This window comes from Paenibacillus macquariensis (genome assembly GCF_900156375.1).
GTDB classification, from domain to species: domain Bacteria; phylum Bacillota; class Bacilli; order Paenibacillales; family Paenibacillaceae; genus Paenibacillus_AQ; species Paenibacillus_AQ macquariensis.
Genome location: NZ_FTNK01000026.1, coordinates 25,776 through 43,609, shown reverse-complemented (window position 1 = coordinate 43,609; position 17,834 = coordinate 25,776). Strand labels below are relative to the sequence as shown.

General features: G+C 43.9%; 19 protein-coding genes and 3 pseudogenes. 19 read left to right on the top strand and 3 right to left on the bottom strand.

The genetic code is table 11. From position 1 onward, the window contains the following. From BW961_RS26665 to BW961_RS26650, 4 genes are all read left to right on the top strand, one after another. Positions 1 to 335, top strand: a 335-nt coding sequence (locus BW961_RS26665) for a GyrI-like domain-containing protein (RefSeq protein ID WP_139331759.1), incomplete at its 5' end; no start/stop codon positions are given. Between the two features lie 246 nt (positions 336 to 581). Beyond that, positions 582 to 1,118, top strand: a complete 537-nt coding sequence (locus BW961_RS26660) for a hypothetical protein (protein ID WP_244556073.1) — start codon at positions 582 to 584, stop codon at positions 1,116 to 1,118. Positions 1,119 to 1,213: 95 nt separating this feature from the next. Then, positions 1,214 to 2,266, top strand: a complete 1,053-nt coding sequence (locus tag BW961_RS26655; protein ID WP_068591762.1) for a leucine-rich repeat domain-containing protein — start codon at positions 1,214 to 1,216, stop codon at positions 2,264 to 2,266. A gap of 174 nt (positions 2,267 to 2,440) precedes the next feature. Continuing rightward, the gene (locus tag BW961_RS26650) at positions 2,441 to 2,791 is read left to right on the top strand and encodes a hypothetical protein (RefSeq protein WP_082867692.1); all 351 of its coding nucleotides are present in this window, start codon (positions 2,441 to 2,443) and stop codon (positions 2,789 to 2,791) included. A gap of 46 nt (positions 2,792 to 2,837) precedes the next feature. Here the strand turns inward: BW961_RS26650 and BW961_RS26645 are convergent, their stop codons facing one another. After that, positions 2,838 to 3,050 (bottom strand): phage integrase N-terminal SAM-like domain-containing protein, encoded by a 213-nt coding sequence (locus BW961_RS26645; RefSeq protein WP_068591764.1) that lies wholly within the window; start codon positions 3,048 to 3,050, stop codon positions 2,838 to 2,840. Between the two features lie 51 nt (positions 3,051 to 3,101). Between BW961_RS26645 and BW961_RS30735 the strand changes: the two genes are divergently transcribed. The 11 genes and pseudogenes from BW961_RS30735 to BW961_RS29650 form a co-directional block, all read left to right on the top strand. Next, positions 3,102 to 3,245 (top strand): hypothetical protein, encoded by a 144-nt coding sequence (locus BW961_RS30735; protein WP_156510176.1) that lies wholly within the window; start codon positions 3,102 to 3,104, stop codon positions 3,243 to 3,245. 121 nt (positions 3,246 to 3,366) lie between these two features. Beyond that, positions 3,367 to 3,774, top strand: a complete 408-nt coding sequence (locus BW961_RS26640) for a hypothetical protein (protein WP_068591766.1) — start codon at positions 3,367 to 3,369, stop codon at positions 3,772 to 3,774. Between the two features lie 69 nt (positions 3,775 to 3,843). Further along, the gene (locus tag BW961_RS26635) at positions 3,844 to 4,245 is read left to right on the top strand and encodes a hypothetical protein (RefSeq protein WP_068591768.1); all 402 of its coding nucleotides are present in this window, start codon (positions 3,844 to 3,846) and stop codon (positions 4,243 to 4,245) included. Next, positions 4,236 to 4,406, top strand: a pseudogene (locus BW961_RS32135) (ATP-binding protein); the annotation flags it as partial. The gene BW961_RS26635 and the pseudogene BW961_RS32135, both read left to right, overlap by 10 nt. Before the next feature lie 3 nt (positions 4,407 to 4,409). Continuing rightward, positions 4,410 to 5,165, top strand: coding sequence for a hypothetical protein (locus BW961_RS26630; protein WP_068591770.1), 756 nt, complete (start codon positions 4,410 to 4,412; stop codon positions 5,163 to 5,165). Between the two features lie 316 nt (positions 5,166 to 5,481). Continuing rightward, a complete protein-coding gene (locus BW961_RS26625; RefSeq protein WP_244556072.1) occupies positions 5,482 to 6,045 on the top strand; it encodes an RNA polymerase sigma factor in 564 nt (187 codons plus the stop codon). Next, a complete protein-coding gene (locus BW961_RS26620; protein WP_068591772.1) occupies positions 6,026 to 6,718 on the top strand; it encodes a DUF4367 domain-containing protein in 693 nt (230 codons plus the stop codon). The genes BW961_RS26625 and BW961_RS26620 overlap by 20 nt, the downstream gene beginning before the upstream one ends. Positions 6,719 to 7,121: 403 nt before the next feature. Next, positions 7,122 to 7,940, top strand: coding sequence for a type IV secretory system conjugative DNA transfer family protein (locus BW961_RS26615; RefSeq protein ID WP_068591774.1), 819 nt, complete (start codon positions 7,122 to 7,124; stop codon positions 7,938 to 7,940). A 35-nt stretch (positions 7,941 to 7,975) separates the two neighbouring features. Continuing rightward, positions 7,976 to 9,607, top strand: coding sequence for a copper amine oxidase N-terminal domain-containing protein (locus BW961_RS26610; protein WP_068591776.1), 1,632 nt, complete (start codon positions 7,976 to 7,978; stop codon positions 9,605 to 9,607). Positions 9,608 to 10,057: 450 nt separating this feature from the next. Next, positions 10,058 to 10,792: an aminoglycoside phosphotransferase family protein gene (locus BW961_RS26605; protein ID WP_068591778.1), complete on the top strand. Its 735-nt coding sequence runs from the start codon at positions 10,058 to 10,060 to the stop codon at positions 10,790 to 10,792. A gap of 176 nt (positions 10,793 to 10,968) precedes the next feature. Continuing rightward, a pseudogene (locus BW961_RS29650) lies at positions 10,969 to 11,408 on the top strand (IS1595 family transposase); the annotation flags it as partial. 92 nt (positions 11,409 to 11,500) lie between these two features. Here the strand turns inward: BW961_RS29650 and BW961_RS26595 are convergent. Then, the gene (locus BW961_RS26595; RefSeq protein ID WP_068591806.1) at positions 11,501 to 12,367 is read right to left on the bottom strand and encodes a GNAT family N-acetyltransferase; all 867 of its coding nucleotides are present in this window, start codon (positions 12,365 to 12,367) and stop codon (positions 11,501 to 11,503) included. Positions 12,368 to 12,770: 403 nt separating this feature from the next. Here BW961_RS26595 and BW961_RS26590 point away from each other — a divergent pair, with 403 nt between their 5' ends. Further along, positions 12,771 to 13,637 carry a hypothetical protein gene (locus tag BW961_RS26590; protein WP_068591780.1) on the top strand — a complete coding sequence of 289 codons (867 nt, stop codon included), beginning with the start codon at positions 12,771 to 12,773 and terminating at the stop codon, positions 13,635 to 13,637. A 227-nt stretch (positions 13,638 to 13,864) separates the two neighbouring features. Here the strand turns inward: BW961_RS26590 and BW961_RS30100 are convergent, their stop codons facing one another. Beyond that, positions 13,865 to 14,158, bottom strand: coding sequence for a hypothetical protein (locus BW961_RS30100; RefSeq protein WP_139331757.1), 294 nt, complete (start codon positions 14,156 to 14,158; stop codon positions 13,865 to 13,867). A gap of 189 nt (positions 14,159 to 14,347) precedes the next feature. On the opposite strand from BW961_RS30100, the gene BW961_RS26580 reads away from it, so the two are divergent. The 3 genes and pseudogenes from BW961_RS26580 to BW961_RS30945 all read left to right on the top strand — a co-directional run. Further along, positions 14,348 to 14,854 carry a glycoside hydrolase family 88 protein gene (locus tag BW961_RS26580; RefSeq protein WP_068591784.1) on the top strand — a complete coding sequence of 169 codons (507 nt, stop codon included), beginning with the start codon at positions 14,348 to 14,350 and terminating at the stop codon, positions 14,852 to 14,854. Positions 14,855 to 14,992: 138 nt separating this feature from the next. Then, a complete protein-coding gene (locus tag BW961_RS26575; RefSeq protein ID WP_139331756.1) occupies positions 14,993 to 17,287 on the top strand; it encodes a chondroitinase-B domain-containing protein in 2,295 nt (764 codons plus the stop codon). A gap of 387 nt (positions 17,288 to 17,674) precedes the next feature. Next, a pseudogene (locus BW961_RS30945) lies at positions 17,675 to 17,821 on the top strand (alpha/beta hydrolase family protein); the annotation flags it as partial. Between the last annotated feature and the right edge of the window lie 13 nt (positions 17,822 to 17,834).

The following is a 17,834-nucleotide window of genomic DNA, read 5'->3' as shown; positions in this document are numbered from 1 at the left end:
AGCCTTCAGGACTAATCAGTGCTTCCACGAATTTCAGTGAAGGGCGGATGGAGGAGAAAGGAGAGCTTGATCATTACATCGGGGCGGCCACAACGAATGAAGCACGAGATGGCTTCGCCCAGCTGGAGGTGTCAGCCTCTACATGGGCTGTATTCACGGCCGTTGGCTCTTTTCCGAGTGCGCTTCAAGAGATCTGGGGACGCATTTATTCCGAATGGTTTCCGTCTTCGGAATATGAGCTATGCGAAGGGCCTGAAATGCTCTGGAATGAGCAGAAAGATGTAGCATCGCCGCAATTTAAAAGCGAAATATGGATACCCATTAAAAAGAAATAAGTAGCGTTTGTTGAAGTAACGGGACACGATAGTTCAACGAAACAAGGTGCGGCAGTGTTCCTTGTTTTTATTAAACTAACGGACAGGATTGTTTAATCAGTTAGCGAATAACTCAAGGAAGAAGTAATTCACGAAGTTCGTAAATAGATATTATTAGAAACAGCGCAAATCATCAAGCCTTTAAAGGAGGAAATATCAATTATTGAATACATAACTCACTGCTATGATACTGTGCCTTTTAGAAGTTTGTCTGCACTATCTAAGACTGAAGCTTTAGAAGTAATGGAAGATTTGTGTGATGACACTCCTTTTTTTGAGAGATTTAAGGAACCACTTCAATGTTGGGAAAATCGATTAGAAACAGAAGCCTGGTTGAGGGCTGGATTCATCCAAAAAGGTGGTAAACCGAAAGATGAATATCCTTTGTATTCTGTGCTTGGGTCAGCAACTTGGATAGAAAATTATTCATTATCTACAGGTTTAGTCGTCGATATGCTCCAAATTCCTATCTCAATATTTAATGAGAGTGATATAAGTTTCACATTACCGGACAGTATGGTTTCATATTGGATAGCTAGAGACAAACCTAAAGCGTTGTACCAGCCTAGTTATCATGGACAAATCTTTACATTAACAGAAATAAGGTCTCTAATTACAAATGAGTTTATGGATAAGATAGACTCAATGATCCCGGAAGGCACAATACCATATGTTGAAGCACAAATTTGGAATTATGAAATTGCGAAGAATTATTTTGTTGAGAAGATAAGTGCTGAAAAGTAATACCTTCGGACACATCAATACTGAGATTGGATCCAAATTATGGCATGATGCCAATAGGAATATTATTACTTTGAATGGGAATGGAGACTTATGGGATGAGAATGTATACAGACCCTAGAGGTGAAGCTTACGAACAGATAATAGATTTGGCAATACTGAACTCGGAATGTTTTGTACTTGGGGAGAAAATATCGGCTGATATGGTACAGGGCAATTACACAAGCGTATTGGAAGAGCTGGAACCCTATCTGGTGAAAACAATCGTAATCCAAGACGATAATATGGATGAAGTTACACAAATAAGTAATACCTATCGCAGTCATGCCTTTTATACCGCAGGAACCTACAATTTTTATAGATGCTGCGAAGAAAGCGGGAACCTACTGAAGAAAATGGCAAATCGCCTGTCGGATTGGATTTATCCTAGCCTACCGGAAGACTTGTGTTTCTTGAAAGAAGGTGGCGGAGACTACCTTTACTCGGTTGTACATGAACATATGTATGGTATGGATGTAACTGAAGAAGAAGCAATCGAACTGATGGATCGAATTACAGGGCTATTTTTAAAATTAAAGTCTCACCGGGAACTGGATCGTCTGCTAGATGATGCCATTAAGCATAAAGCCGACTGGCTTTATATAAGTGGACATAGGCTGACAGAGCTGCCTGAGCGAATCCGGGAGCTTACAGAGTTGCGTGATCTAGAAATTTTTGAACAGGATCTTTATCGTCTACCCGAAGGGCTGTTCGAATTAAGCAAGCTTGAACGCTTGACAATCATGACGGCTGATTTGGAGAGTATTCCCGCATCAATAGCCAGGCTAAAGAACCTGAGAGAGCTTTGCATCCAATGTGCGAGCTCGGATCGGCCTACTCCAGGGTATCGGACCAAGCCGAAGGAAGAGATCAGCCTAAACCGCATCCCACCGGAGATTGGAAAGCTGGAACAACTGGAGAGGCTTACGATTCAATACACCTCGATCCATGAGCTACCGCCCGAGTTAGAGAAGCTGAAGCGCCTGCGAATCTTGGACTTAGGAATGTGTATGATCAATCGGAAGCCTGATTTCCTCTATGATATGAAGCAACTGAAATACATTAATGTGTCACGGGACTCGTTATGGGAAACGATTGAATCGGAACAATAGCTTAATGCGTTACGCTAACGGGGAACGTTAGTTGAATTAAACAAGGAGTAGTTTGCCTCGGCAGCTGCTCCTTGTTTTCGTTAAGCTAACGGGCAGTTTAACGTAAAAGAACTTCACTTCTTCGCTTACAACCTTTCCCTGTAATAAACGTTTTATTAAGAAGATTAAAAGTGAATGGAGGTTTTCGAAATCGAAAAGAGATTGGTAAAGGGAGCAATATACGGATTTTTAATCGGCTTAGCCCTCGCTATTTTATTTATTCCAGATACTATTACACGTGTAGAAACTAATGTGATTAATGTGACTACAAGCTATTCAATCTCGATGCGGGAGTATTCGCTTAAATTACTTAGATTTGCTGTGAAAACAAGTTTAGCAACCACTGTTGTTCTATGGATCCGAGAGTTTTATCTTGGTCCACGCAAAAAGGGTGAGCCTTCGTTTTTAATTGGTTTTGTTAAAAGTTTTGCAATTGTCTTTACACTAATTATTTTGGTTGTAGTCGCAATTTCGCTGATTACTTAATTTATTTGGCGTTAAAATATTCATTAAGCTAACGGGACACCTTTGTTCAACTAACGGGAAGTAAATTCCCATTACTTAGTTTTCTTGTTGAGATAGCATGATGAAGAAAAGCTCGAACTTCATCGTAACCAACGGATGCAGGAGGCTTACCACAAAATGAATAGAAACGCATCATGTGAGCTAGATACGTTTTTTGAGTGCTTTTGGCAAACCCACGTAACTCCATTGAAAACGTCATGGATTGAATCCAATCTTGCATAGATAACACACCTTCCTTTTTTTACTAAATAATAAAGGAAGGCGTGGTAAAATGGCAGTAAGGATTGTAGGATTAAAAAAGCTACCGCGTAGCGGTTTAGTTCAACATCCTATCTACGCTGCGGTTCTTACGAACCTTGGTCTGCAAGAGGGATTTCTAGGATGCGGATTCAGCAGACAACCATGTACCTCCTAACCGCGACGCGGCCAGTCGCTTTGCTCCTTTAAGGTGGTGAGGATTCTTAGTTACCCACACGTTATAAGAAATATCAGCTAAAGACTAAATAAATTAAAAATTCAAAGGAGAAGTGTAAGACATGAAGTTAAGATTACTAGTAATTGTTTTAATATTAATAAATTTATTCGGATGTTCCAAAACGAATATATCTACTGAAGAAATAATAGAGGAAAACATTTCTATTTTTTTAAAGGCAGTAGAAAATAATGAAGTAGATACTATGGTAAAGTATGCAGATGATTTAAGATTTCCAGACAAGAAAGAACAAAAAAACGAGTATATAAGTATAAACCAAAAAATTAAAAAAACATCAGTAAAAGATTTAAAACAATTAAATGATAAGGAGTATAGTGTCACAATTACGTGTGAAGTTGAGGGTAAAGCGGATGAATTTACATTTCCAATTAAATATGAAAACAAGGATTGGAGAATAATAGTAGGACAAGAACATTTTCATGATTTGCCAAGGATACACGATGTTAAATAAAAGAGAAGTTCTATTAAAGAAGCCACTCTATTGATTCGGAGTGGCTTTGTGGTTATATACAGATGACCTTTGGTTGAAAGATTAGATAATGAAAAAGTTGATCGAGTATCTAATGATGTTTATTCAGAAATGATGGACAAAACATCTAGTATTCAAAATTACGTGCTCAATATTATCGGTGATGCACAAAAAATATCAATTTCTTATTATAAATATCGAAAGCAAGCGGAACGCTTAATTAAGGCTGGTGTAGATGATATAACTTTGTCTACTTTAGATGATGTATTAGAATCACACTTAAATGAATTTAATCGATTAAGATATTGGCAGAATCATATTCCAGAATCACTACTTACATCAGAAGTTTCATTAATTGATGAAGGTAAGTTATTATCACGATCAAAAAATCCAATTGAAGTATATTATTATAACTATGTGTCACTTGAATACTTTAAGGAGATATTGTATTAGAAGAGACTAAATACGGGTCAATTTTAAAACCAAAGAAAAAGAAACATGCACGAATTTATATAAATGGTCTCTGTGTCGCCGAAGAAGAAAATTTTCTCTTTACGTACAATGTCACTTCATTGAATGCAGCCCTTCGTAAAGCCCTCAATAGGGAACGAACAAACGTGGGGCGGAGTGCTTATACCGATCGTGTTAAATCTATATTATTAGATTGTTCATCCCCCTTGGTAGCGGATGAATTGGCGGCAGACCTGAAGAACTTTGAGACCAGCCATCTGCATGATGAACTCCTCTGGACGGACGTACAGCTTCATGCCTGTAAGATCTTGAATGCCAATGAAAAAGTGATCTTTTTGACACCGGACCAATTGCGGAATGGAGGAGCTCTAGTAACTCATGCCCAAAATGATGGCCATCGGATCGTGGTCGTGCCCGATTCCATTGCCAATCGTTTAGGAAATTTACAAGATACCCAAGGCCAGCCAATTCGTGATTCAAGTGGTTATCGCGCGGAGTTTAACAACAGTTTTGAATTTAATATAGTTCCATTAAATCAACTTTCAGAAACAGAGCAGAAAGTATTCGCTGCGAAAGATATGATTTTTAACTGGTTAAGGAAATCCCAGATCCAAAACATCAAAGAGATAAGAATATCTGAAACCATGCGGGTGGACTATGAAGGCAATGAGGTACTTGGATTGTGGGAACCACTGGACCAACGAATTACTATAAAGCGGAGTCAGTTAGGTAACATCGTTGATTTTGCTGGGACTCTCTTGCATGAGGTTACCCATGCGTTTACGAATGCAGATGATGAGACGATGGAATTTGAACACGGATTAACCGAACTACTTGGTCAAGTGGCGTCCTGTGCCTTTAAGAAAGAGTCAAAGAAAGGATTCTGGGATTTATTTAGGTGATCTCCACATAGATCCTCACAGGATGATTAATATGGAGGCACAGTTTGTACGATAATATCATAAGTCATTACGCTAACGGGTAACGTTAGTTAAACACAAACGGATATTGGGGATCTTTTAAACCGAAGATGAAGTCGAAAAGCCGCATCAAACAGGCATACTGTTCATGTGGCTTTTCATCGTATGAAATTCAAGCTAGAAGGAGTATGGGGACTTAAGCTCAAATTCGCAAAATCTTTAATGGACTGTCAGATTTAAAGCGCAGTGCAGCGAAAAATGCGCTCAGGCCGTCTAATAAGGTGGAGGTGATAATTCAGTGAAGCCGGCCGGCTCGAATAACAAGGAAAATTTCCCGAAAGATCCCTCTCAAGCTCTAGAGCAGCTGATGGAAAGCTATGGCTCGACGGTCATGCGCACCGCTTATTTTTATACCGGCGATCGGCATTTTGCCGAGGATATCAGTCAGGAGGTATTCCTTCGCGCTTATCGCAACTGGAACTCGTTTCGTGGAGATAGCGCGGTTAAAACCTGGTTGACGACGATCGCCATCAACGTTTGCCGGGACAAGATGGGCGTGCGGATGTTTACGGAACAGCCGACCGATCCCAGCCGGATGGAGCGGGGACGGACATTCAACGTGGAAGAAGAAGCGCTTAAAAGATTGCAGAAAAGCGAGATTTTGCGGCATATGCTGCGTCTGCCTCTGCCGTATCAGGAGGCTTTGTATTTATATTATTATCTGGACTTGGACACACGGGAAATTGCGAAAGCGACGTCGTCGCCCGAGGGTACCGTGAGAAACAGACTGCACCGGGCGCGCGAGGCGTTGGCTCGGGAAATGCGCAAGGAGGAGATAACCGATGACGGACATGGAGCGTAATTTACGTCAACATTTGCAAAAGGAGTCGGATGATATGTTGTTTTCTAAAATGGAATTGAGTGATAGCGTTAAACAGAAGATCAGGAAGCAAGCCGCCGCGGAACAGAGAAGCCGCCGCCGATTCGTTCTTCCGAAAGCCTGGCTTGCAGGAGCGGCAGCGCTGGTCGCGGCAGTCGTCATAGTGACGGGATTGCCGATGCTGCAAGAGCCCGCCGCAGTACCGACGCCAACGGATAATTCGTCGGGAACCGTGCTGCCCGGAAACGGAGGAGCCACAGGTTCGGAGTTGTCCCAATTGATTACAACTCCATTCGGAACGGCGGAGGCAGCGAAAACAGCTTTCGGTTCCGGTGTGCATGTTCCTCAAGTCGCCCCGGAAGGCTTCAAGCTGGCTGAGATCGTTGGCGTGGGAATGACGGACCAACCGCTCAGAGATTTGAACTTCACATACGGCTCGGGTGATAAGACGGTGACGTTCAGCGCGAGCCGCATGCCGGCGGTGTTCCCGACGGACCTGTTCACACAGACCAAAGTGGGCGGAGCGGACGGCTTTATTTTCGAGCAAGCCGAGTTCACGGAACTGTTCTGGGTGGTTGACGGCATTCAGTATGGCGTGTCCGGTCCGATTTCGGGCGATGAGGCCATGAAGGTAGCCGAATCGGTTGAGCCTTAATGAGTTGATGCGTGTATATCGTGAATGAATTGAACGCCCCACCCGTCGAGGTGGGTTTTTTCGTCAGTAAAGGATTTATTGCAGGGTATTATCAAGCTTTGACTCCATAGACTCCCCCAACCGTATGTGGATTCACTTACAAAGGAAGACATTGAAAGAGGAGGAGTCATTCTACCGAAAAGAACTGTTGATAAAATAGGAGTTTTCGTATCGGGCTGCAGTATTGGATCAGAATTAATCCTATTCCCTAACAGGATAAACAGTTTCGGAGCATAGATTACGCTAACGGGTAACGATAGTTGAATAATATACATTGATGAGCAGTTGCTTCGGTATCCTGCTCTTTTTATTAAGCTAACGGGCAGTATAGTTCCAGTATGTGGTAATATAAGAATGAACCTATTTGGGACTAGGAGTTAGCCAAGAAGCGTCATCGGAATTCATTTCTGAGCTTCTACCTCTGCCGTATGTCGGTTTCGATGCAGTCTATGAAAATACAAAACATGAGGCTGGTATTTTCCTGCGTGTGCACCTTCAAGATGGCGCATCATTTCGGATGGTCTACTATACGAAAGCGAATGGTTTTACGGCAGGAGCCTTTGGAACGGAAAAGTTGAAATTATTAATCACGTCTCAGAGAGAACAAATTAAAGCATCGGCGATACGAAGCCGTAACATTTCGGTCTCAGTCATTCTGCAGAATATGACTCAACTTAAAGGCTTATATAAGGATTCTAGGGAAACGATCATTGGGAACTGTGACACGATTTTATTCCTTGGTGGACAAGAACGATCTACTCTTGAATGGGTGAATAAAAGGCTTGGGAAACAGACCTTTGATACAAAAAATTCAAGCCAATCGAGGGGGAGAAACAGCTCATCGAGTATTAATTACGGAATTCAAGGCCGTGATTTGATGACTATTGATGAAATCGCCCAAATGCTTGATAACAAATGCATTCTGTTTATCCGGGGGATGCCACCTTTCTACAGTGAGAAATTTAAGCTGGAATTGCATCCTAACTATAAGCTTCTGTATGAAGCTAACGACGCGAATTATTTTGATTCTAATATGGGGGTGAAACACGCTGTCGAGCAGATTGCAGAGGATGTTAACATGCGGGTTCCAGACCAAGACCGTGAAGATCGGAAAGAAGAACTAATATTAGTTAATGTTGAGCAGCTGGATGATATCGAAAAACGAATGAATGCATTAATTTAATTTTTTCAAAGCCACCTTGAAGGAGGAATGAACAGATGATTAAAAACCTGAAAACCAAGTTTTCCTGCGAGATGCGCATTAAATTACGATGGTCTTCATTTCTGCCGGCGACGCTTCTGGCCACGGCTGTAGCATTTGTCATCGCGCTACCCGTAAGCGCGGACAAATCCGAAGCCCCCGCTACTTCTGTAAAAAACGACATTAACATCACGATTAACGAAAAAGTGGTGAAGACGATAACGCCTCCTTTCCTAGACCAAGGTGTGGTCTATCTGCCTGTCCGGGATATCGGGGAACTGCTCGGAACCTTGGTGGCCTGGAACACACAGGCCAAAACGGTGACGATGAGGTATCCTGAACTCACGGTTAAAGTTCCCTTCGGCTCGACCAGCGCATCCGTAAATGGGCAGCCAGTCGCTCTGTCCACGCCCCTCCGAATGGTTGATGGTCGTGTGTATGTACCGCTGCGCTTTTTCTCAGAAGCTGTTGGAGCGGAAGTTAAATGGGAGGCGACCACACATAACGTACGCATGACGAAGCCGAATGATTACCTCAAGCTGAACCCATTTGCGATATGGTTCAATCGTACGACCCGTGACCTGTATATGGCCAAAGACGAACAGTTCGATGCACTTTCCATCGGCAAGCTGGATGCGCAGCTGCAGGGCACGGTTTTGGTTCAGTACCCTAGCATACAAGGTGAGAATACGGTGCTGACATTAGTGGACAAATATGCAAGTCCCCATCCCCATCATGAAGTGTACACTCTTCTGATCCGCGATAACCAGATCGTCGAGCAGAAGCATGCGTCTTATGACCAGCGGTATGATCCAAATACGTCGTATTATCAGGTCTATGATCCGAACGGCTGGATTCAATATACGGTGCTGACTGACGGCAAGATCGTGTGGGTATATAACGATGAAGGGAAAGTCGTCTCAACGTATGATCTGCCGGAGCTGACCCAGCAGGACGACGTGTTCGGCGTCCAGGCTGTGGGTACCGATTTTCTGGTAGTCCGACCCAACCGCAGCGGCCTGCTGACACTTATTGACCTGAAAGACAACTCTACTGTGGTTCTGGCCGATAAGCTCCTGACGGGAAAAAATTTGGCATATGCCCATGACAACCAGACGCCATATCCTGGGGATTCGTTGAACTTTGGCGGGGATGTGGGGCACGGCGTTTTGGATTTCGCTTATCTCAGTCCGTTCCAAAACAATAACGGCCAATCAGAACGACTGTCCTACGAACGACCGTCTTATGAAGAAGAACGAAAGTCACTTCCCAAGGAGCGCAGCTTTCAGGAGATGGCATCCACATGCTCTACCGATACGGTCGTGTCTGTAGATATTAAGGATGGGGATCTCATGTATAAACCGCTGATCGGAACGAATAAGCAGGATCAGGAAGGGATCCGCACGGTTTGCCGCATCCTCAAGAAAATCACCGCAGAAGGCGTTGAAGTTACGCTGCCCCGGACATTTCCGGAAACGTTCTTCCATGGAATGTCAGTTAATTTTTCTACCGGAGATTCGGTCAGCATTCACTTAGCATCCGGGGGTAAGCTGGCCATGGGTTCCGAGCTTGGAGGAAAAAACATATTTCTTGGCGATGCCCAAACCATCAAGGAGTTTGAGCGCCTGAAAGTGCTGCCTAAGCAATGAATGATCTGGAAATATGTTGGAGCCCTACAGTACTCCGAATAAACGATCGCCTAAACAAGCCGAGATTTGCCCGGCTTGTTTTTTTGTGGTCGATTTAGAGGGAAATAATCCAAAACCTGCATCTAAAAATAGGACATCCGAGTAATTCGGATTATGATATTGCCATTCCTGCTCATCGATAACGGACTTCTCTACGCGGTTTAGGCCAAATTGGTGTGCCAGGATGGCAGGCGGCTATAAGAACCGCGGCTTCTTGTGATCGGCTGCTTTTTCTAAACTAACGGGCAGTATAGTTTAACATCAAGCAGGGTGAATCGTTTCACAAATAGTGGTAAAGCAGAAAATCGAGTTGATGTTATGATGCTAGGTTTGCAATTGGGTGCTTAAAATAAGCATTTGACACATATCGAAACGGCTGTGAAAATGGCTTTAAAAGGAAGGTCAACATAAATGAAATATGGGAAAATAATTGGTGAAGGTAACACGGCAACTGTATTTGAATGGGAAGAAGGTACAGTGCTTAAGCTTTTCGATCAGGGCTATCCAAAAAATGCAGTAGAAAGAGAGTTTCAAAACGCAAAGGCAATCAATGTTATGAACTTTGCAAAACCAAAGGCATATGAAATTATTTGTTACGAAGAGCGAATGGGTATTATTTATGACAGAGTGGAGGGCGAATCCCTGTTGGATTGGGTTTTGAAAACAGGTGACCTCCAGGGATGTGCGGAATATATGGCAATGCTGCATAAGACTATCGTTCAGAACAGAGTTAGCAATGTACCAGATTACAAAGAATTTTTAAAATCCAATATATTAAACGCGACATCGGTTAATTTAATGGAACAAGAAGGAGTATTAAAAATCTTGGATAGATTGAAAGATGGAGACACACTTTGTCATGGTGATTTTCATCCGGGTAATATATTATTATCAAACGGGCATGCAATGGTTATAGACTTCATGAATGTATGCCATGGAGATTTTTTGTATGATGTTGCAAGAACTGTTTTTTTAGTTCAATATACACCAGTTCCAGTAGAGGCAGATGATAGAGAAACGCTTCTACGATTTAAGAGAACGCTGGCAGACTTATATCTTATCGAAATGAATGTTACCCGAGAAATGATACAAGATTATCTATCTGTGATTATTACGGCTAGAGTAGGTGAATGCCCCAACGAATAGGTTGTGTTTAGGCGTTCCTCACTAACTCTGGGGAATGTTGAACTTAATAGATGATGTACTGGATATCAATTAGCCCTCTCTGGAACAAAAGATTGAACTAACGGGACACGATAGTTGAATAATACACATTGATGAGCAGGAGCTTCGGTATCCTGCTCTTTTTATTAGGCTCTTTTAAACGAGGAGGGAGAGATAAAAAGAGAGGGATTAGCAATCTTAAATGTTGTGGTCGCTCAAGACCGCAATGGTCAAGTCATCGCTCTAAAGCTGGAACAGGTCGAGTACGAGCAGAAGAAGTTGACGCGGTTATCGGTAGCAATATCGACCCGTCTTCTTTTCTATGCACGGATACTGCCACGAACTACAAGAAGTTTGCTCTCATTAAGGAATAGAAGCACGAACATTAACTTGAGTAAAGAAGGATACATTAAAAAAGGCATTTATCATCTGTAAAAACGTCAACAACTACCATAAACGATTAAAAGGTTGGATGGATAGGTTCCAAGGAGTAGCGAGCAAATACTTGGATAATTACCTCTATTGGTTCAGTTTCCTTCAGCAAAGTAAGAAGATGGCGGATAAAGAACAAATAAATCAAATGTTACTCAGTGCCTGACAAAAATCAAATTGTATTTCGGTGAATTTTTTGCGTGAGGTATAGAAAAACAGCCATTCAAATGAGGGTGGCTGCACTCTGAAAAGTAATATTTACTTTTTTAACTCTTGATAATATACTTCAAGTAGTTTTTCTACTGGAATATTATCTATTGTCATTCCTGTTATGTCACTATCAGTAATTTGTAGGTTTCTTAGGTTACTGTTACTAATCTTAGTCCCTTGAAGGTCACATCTTTCAAAAGAGAGTGGTTCTTTGTCATCTCCAAGGTTTGTATCTATAAAGTGAACCCCTCCTAGAGTAACCAACCTTATTTTGCTATAAGATAGGTTTAAATCTGCATAAAACGAATGTTTGAAATTAATGTTTTGGAACTTGGAGTGACTAAGGTTACAGTTACTTATATGAGTATTCATTAGGTTACTGTTACTAAAAGAACTTCCTTCTAAATTCACTTGATAACACTCGGTTTTTTCCATATTGCAATTTTCATATTGAGTATTCGAAATATCTTTATTTTCGATTAGGTTCTCTATATCTGATGAACTTTCTTTTCTCTTAGTGTAGCAATATTCGTCTTCTGTTTTAAAGTTGGTTCTGTAACCCATCTTCTCGTAAAAATGGTGGTTATTAACTTGTCTACTAGATGTCTCAAGATCCCAAGTTCTTACGGTCGGAAATTCCTTCTCGATTAATTCTATTACTCTTGAACCGATTTTTCTCCCTTGATAATCTGGGTCAACGAAAATACGGTCTATTCTTCCAAAGGACTTGCCCGTTATGGTCACTATAATGCCGCCAACAATATCTTTGTTATATATTATTTTGTAATAAACTAATTCTTCAATCATATATTTTGTCATTTCAACTGAAGAATAACCAGGAGGTTGGATATTGTAATCTGAAATTTCTTGATTTAAAATCCATCTTCTTGCTTCTTCATCAAATGTATTTTTCATTATTTCTGTTAGCTTATCGGCATCCGTTATGACTGCTTTTTGAATAGTTATCAATATTTAATTCTCCCTTTTACAAAATTGAATGAACATCTACTCAGTTAAACTGCCTGCTAATTGAGTAGGCTCTTGGTTTATATAATATCATAAAAAGTAAATAATTCTTTGTCTGTTTAAAAAGCAACATTCTTTACGAAAAGAGTCTTTTATTAAGCTAACGGGCAGTTTTCTCTAATGGAAATATCCATAGTATGGATTATGTGGTAAGTTAAAGATTGGCAAGGAATAGTTTTCCATAATGTAATAAAGTCGGTCGTGAATATAGATATGGTAAGAGGGATCTGCGAAGGGTGTCGCAGATATTACGTTAGGTGAAATTATTTCTAAAAGCAGAAAGGACAAAATTATGAATCTCCAATCATTATTCAATGAACAAATTCAAACAGTAACTAAGCTTGGTGGGCATGCAAGCGATGTATGGCATGTGAGAACTTCTCAAGAAGATGTTGTTGTTAGGTCTTCCGGTGTTAGTGAGGACTCAGATGCTCCCTTTATATTTGGATGCAACAAATTATTTGGTGTAGAACTTAACAAAACATTTGATCTTGAAATTATTAATAAAGAACTTTCACTTGTTAGTCCAATTCCAATTCCAAAATGTATTCGTAAAGGAGTAATAGATGGAAGAGAGTTTGTGGTAGTCACCATGATGGTTGGTGAGAAAGTTGATCTAAAGAATGTACCAAGTTCTTTTGCATATCAATTTGGCAGAGATCTAGCTGAAATACATAGCAATAAATTTACAAAGTGCGGAAACATAAAAGGAACTCTCAGATACAGTTTGGATGAATTTCATTTGAGGTTATTTGGAATTATTGAAAAGATAATTTCCCGATTCTATTCTGACAATAAAGTCATAGCTGATTTTTGGGAGACCTATAAGGATGAGGTAACATCATTACCATCTCCAGATTTTGCTGCTTTTATTATGGTTGATATGGATTCAAGGCAGATATTATCCGATGGAACAAGAGTAACTTCAATTGTTGATACAGAGGCCTATGTGATAGGACCAAAAGAGTTTGATTTAATAACACTAGAGTATAATTTTAATCAAGAAACTGCGACTTCATTTAAGTTAGGATATCAATCAGTAATTCCCTTTCCAAATCTATCACTGATAAGGAATACCTATAGATTCTTCTATGGATTAATGCAAGTAAAAGGTCCAATTGAGATTAATGATTGGATGACTAGACCAATTCTTTTTTAGTATATCGAGGAAGAGAAATAACTTCACCTAACACCACATTCCTACTGCGGGCATTCGCCCTTGATCGCTAGAAGGATTTTCAAGGAGTATATTCAGGCGATACATTCAACCAGGTAAGTCTGACGACCCGGACCTACGGTCCTTAAGCTGCTTGAACGTCAGGAATGCCAAACGTTATACGACATCAACAGAAGTCACTTATTACTACGGGGGGCAATGCGAAATTCCTAATTAATTTCAGGAATGTAGAGGTATGGGGGCTGCTTTTCCAGGTCGAGCAGCGCGAATCTATCATTCTGGACGGTTCGCGGCATGTGAGGATTGCGCGGAATAGATTTGAGCCGCGACAGGTTGGGACGGTGTATAGCCTGCTGTCTGTGGTGGGAAGCGGCAGCGGCTGGAATCGGATCGAACGCAACGAGTTCGGGCCAAAAGCCGACCTTGGACCGCTCGTCATTTTTGATGGCGACGGGGAACAAATTTCGCAGCATGATGTTTTTGAATATAATTATTTTCATCATATAGGCCCACGAGTCGTCAACGGGCTTGAAGCGATCCGACTAGGCTTGTCCGGAATCTCTCTCTCGAACGGTTATATTACGATTCCACAACTTGTTTGAAAACTGCGATGGAGAGCCCGAGATAATTTCGGTAAAGAGCTGCTATAATACAATTCGGTACAACACATCTTCGATCCGGAGACGGGCGAAGTGGAGCGTTATGACGGCGGACAGGGCTTCGCGCCGCAATCGTCCTGGTCGCGTGGCCAAGCTTGGGCGCTCTACGGGATGAGCTGCGCTTACCGCTATACGGGTGAAGCGCGTTACTTGAATGCAGCGAAGCGGGTGGCGCATTATTTCATCAGCGCATTGGCGGAAGACGATGTACCGCATTGGGATTTTCGTGCGGCGGCCGACTTGACGGACGAGCCGCGCGACACCTCGGCGGCAAGCTGCGCGGCATCGGGACTGATCGATATCGCGTCGCAGGTGCCTCCTGAGGAAGCCGCTTTATATCAGCGCGCGACCACGCGCATTCTGCGCTCGTTGTCGAACAACTACAGTACGTTCGATCAGCCGAAGTATGAAGGCATTCTGCTCGGTGCAACCGGGCATAAGCCAGTCAATAGCAACATCAACGTATCGCTGATTTACGGCGATTACTATTATATTGAAGCTTTGGCGAAGAGCAAAGGCTGGAGCCAGCATATTTTTTGAGCGGGATCATGGGCCGTATTAACGAAGCCGGGAGGACAGGAAGCACCTCCCGGCTTCCGTATTCTTGAGAGGAGGTGCGGACGGAACGAAGGGAATGATTCAATAACCATCAATTCATAACGGAAAGGATGAAGAATTATGGGAACCAAAAGTATGACATGCATTATTTTGCTCTGTATGCTAGTTGCGTTAATGCCAGGAGCGGCGAGGGCGGCCGATGCGAAGTTCACAATTGGCAGCTCCGGCGTGACGGCGAGCGGAGATGACGGCAACGTTCCAGCCAACACGGTGGACGGCGATTTCTTAACACGTTGGTCGGCGAATGGCGACGTGCAATGGATCCAGTACGATTTGGGCGTAAATCGCAAAGTGTCTTTCATCAAAATTGCATTTCTGAATGGGTCAAGCCGCACTTCTACTTTTGATATTTTGACGTCTACGGACGGTTCCACCTTTTCGGCCGTCAGCAGCGGAGTTGTGAGCAGCCTTGTGGAAGGTCTGCAAACGTTCGATTTTCCGGATGTCGATTCTACCCGCTATGTGAGGATCGTTGGGCACGGCAATTCCTCCAACCTGTGGAACAGCTATTCTGAAGTTGAACTTTACGGCACCGCGAGCGGCCCTTCGCCGGGTTCAAGCAAGCTGGCGGTTACCGTACCGCAGCTTATGGCTAGTGGAGATGACGGCAACATCGTCGCAAATACAATCGACGGCGATCTCGGCACGCGCTGGGCGGCGAGTGGCGACGGGGAGTGGGTCCAATACGGCCTTGGATCGAGCAAGCAGGTGGATTACGTGAAGATCGCCTTCACAAACGGGGCGGAGCGAACTTTCGCTTTTGATATCCAGACTTCCTATGATGGCTACAACTTCAGCACAGCGCTTTCGGGAGCGGTCAGCAGTCTGAGCATCAGCTTGCAGACGTTTGATTTTGCCGATGTTGCCCCTGTCCGCTACGTTCGTATTATTGGCCACGGCAACTCGGTGAACGCTTGGAACAGCTTTGCAGAGGTCGAAATTTTTGGCAGCGATTCAAGCGGCAGCGGTAGCGAAGGGACGGTCGTCGAAGTTAGCACTTCCACGCAGTTGGCTGCCGAGCTTGCAACCGCTACGGCGGGTAAAACGATTGTGCTGGCAAACGGCACGTATTCGCGTACAAGCCCGTTTGCTGTTCAGAACAAAAACGGCACCGCCAATGCGCCAATCGTCATTAAGGCGAAAAACCGCGGCCAGGCTATCATCTCGGGAGCGTCGGGCTTCCGCGTCGAGAACTCCTCGCATGTGGTGCTGGACGGATTAAAGTTTACGAACACAAGCAATGGCGCAGTGGTGTTGGAAGGCTCGCGCCATGTGCGGTTGACCCGTAATACATTTGCGCTGCCAAGCTCGGGCGGCGGCCTGATGTGGCTGCAAGTGCGAGGCACGAACAGCCATCATAACCGCATCGACCGGAACGACTTCGGACTGAAGAGCGACACCGAACCGCTGATCGCTTACGAAGGACAGGACGGCTCAGGGCAAATTTCGCAATACGATATTATCGAATACAACTATTTCCATGATGTCGGCCCATGGGTAGCTAACGGCAAAGAGACGATCCGTCTCGGCTTGTCCGGTCTAACGCTCTCCCACGGCTATAATACGCTACAATACAATGTATTTCAGAATTGCGATGGTGAGCCGGAAATTGTTTCGGTCAAGAGCAGCAGCAATACGGTGCGCTTCAATACATTCCTCACGTCCAAGGGCAGCCTGACGCTGCGGCACGGCCATAACAACAGCGTATACGGCAACTTCTTCCTCGGGGACGGCGTGGAGTCGGATCAGGAAGGCATCCGGATGTTCGGCAATGACCATAAGATTTATAACAACTACTTCGAGAATTTGACAGGGGAAGCAATCTACTTGCCAAACGGCGATTTCGATGGTGGTACTGGAGGCTCCCCTCCAAGCCCGACGGTCGAACAATTGCGCAAACAGTGGAAAGTTTACCGGGCGCTTATCGTCAACAATACGATTGTAAACAGCACAACCGGCATCGTCATTGGATCGGGCAAAGCGTATGCTCCGCAGGATTCCGTCGTGGCGAACAATATCGTGCGAAACAGCACCGGCACGCTTTATTACGAGGCGGCGACAACGAATACGCTGTTTCAGGTCAACATCGGGTATGGCAGCACCATTAGCAACATATCGCGCAGCTCGGGGCAGATCCGAAATATCAATCCGCTGCTCACTACGGTGAGCGGCATCCAGAAGCTGTCCGCGAGCAGCCCGGCAATTGACGCCGCTGTAGGGACATACGCGTTCGTGCAGGCGGATATGGACGGCCAAATGCGGGCGACAACGGATGTGGGGGCAGACGAATATTCCGGCGCGCCTCTGCTGAATCGCCCGCTAGCGGCTGGCGATGTGGGGCTGAATATGCCTTAGGGCGATTGATGAGCAAGCATGCCGGTTATTCACTTCATTTGAAAGGATGGGAGACCATGGTTCGCAGCAATTATGGAGCAGCGGAAAAAGGCGAGGTGACGTTACATGCATACTAACACGATGCTGCCGGCTCCGCGTGGCGGCGGCTTCCGAATGGAAGGTTATTGGATATGGTGTGGTTCCGTCGTGCAGGGCGAGGACGGCAAGTTCCATATGTTTGCCTCGCGCTGGCCGAAGACACTACCGATGCACCCCGGCTGGATGACCGCTTCGGAGATTGTCAGGGCGGACTCGGATACGCCCGAGGGTCCGTACCGGTTCCGCGAGGTGGCGCTTCCGGCGAGGGGAGCGGAATATTGGGACGGACGTTGTACGCACAACCCCCAAAAGATTGCGCCCGAAAGAGCGAACTCCGTTATCAATGCCTATATGCTGGATTTCTTCGATATGTATCTGAAAAATCAAGGCGGAATCTTAATGAAAGGACCGGATAGCCGCTTTTCGGAGGTGAAGTTCGTAACCTCGCTATTATAAATTACGGAACAGG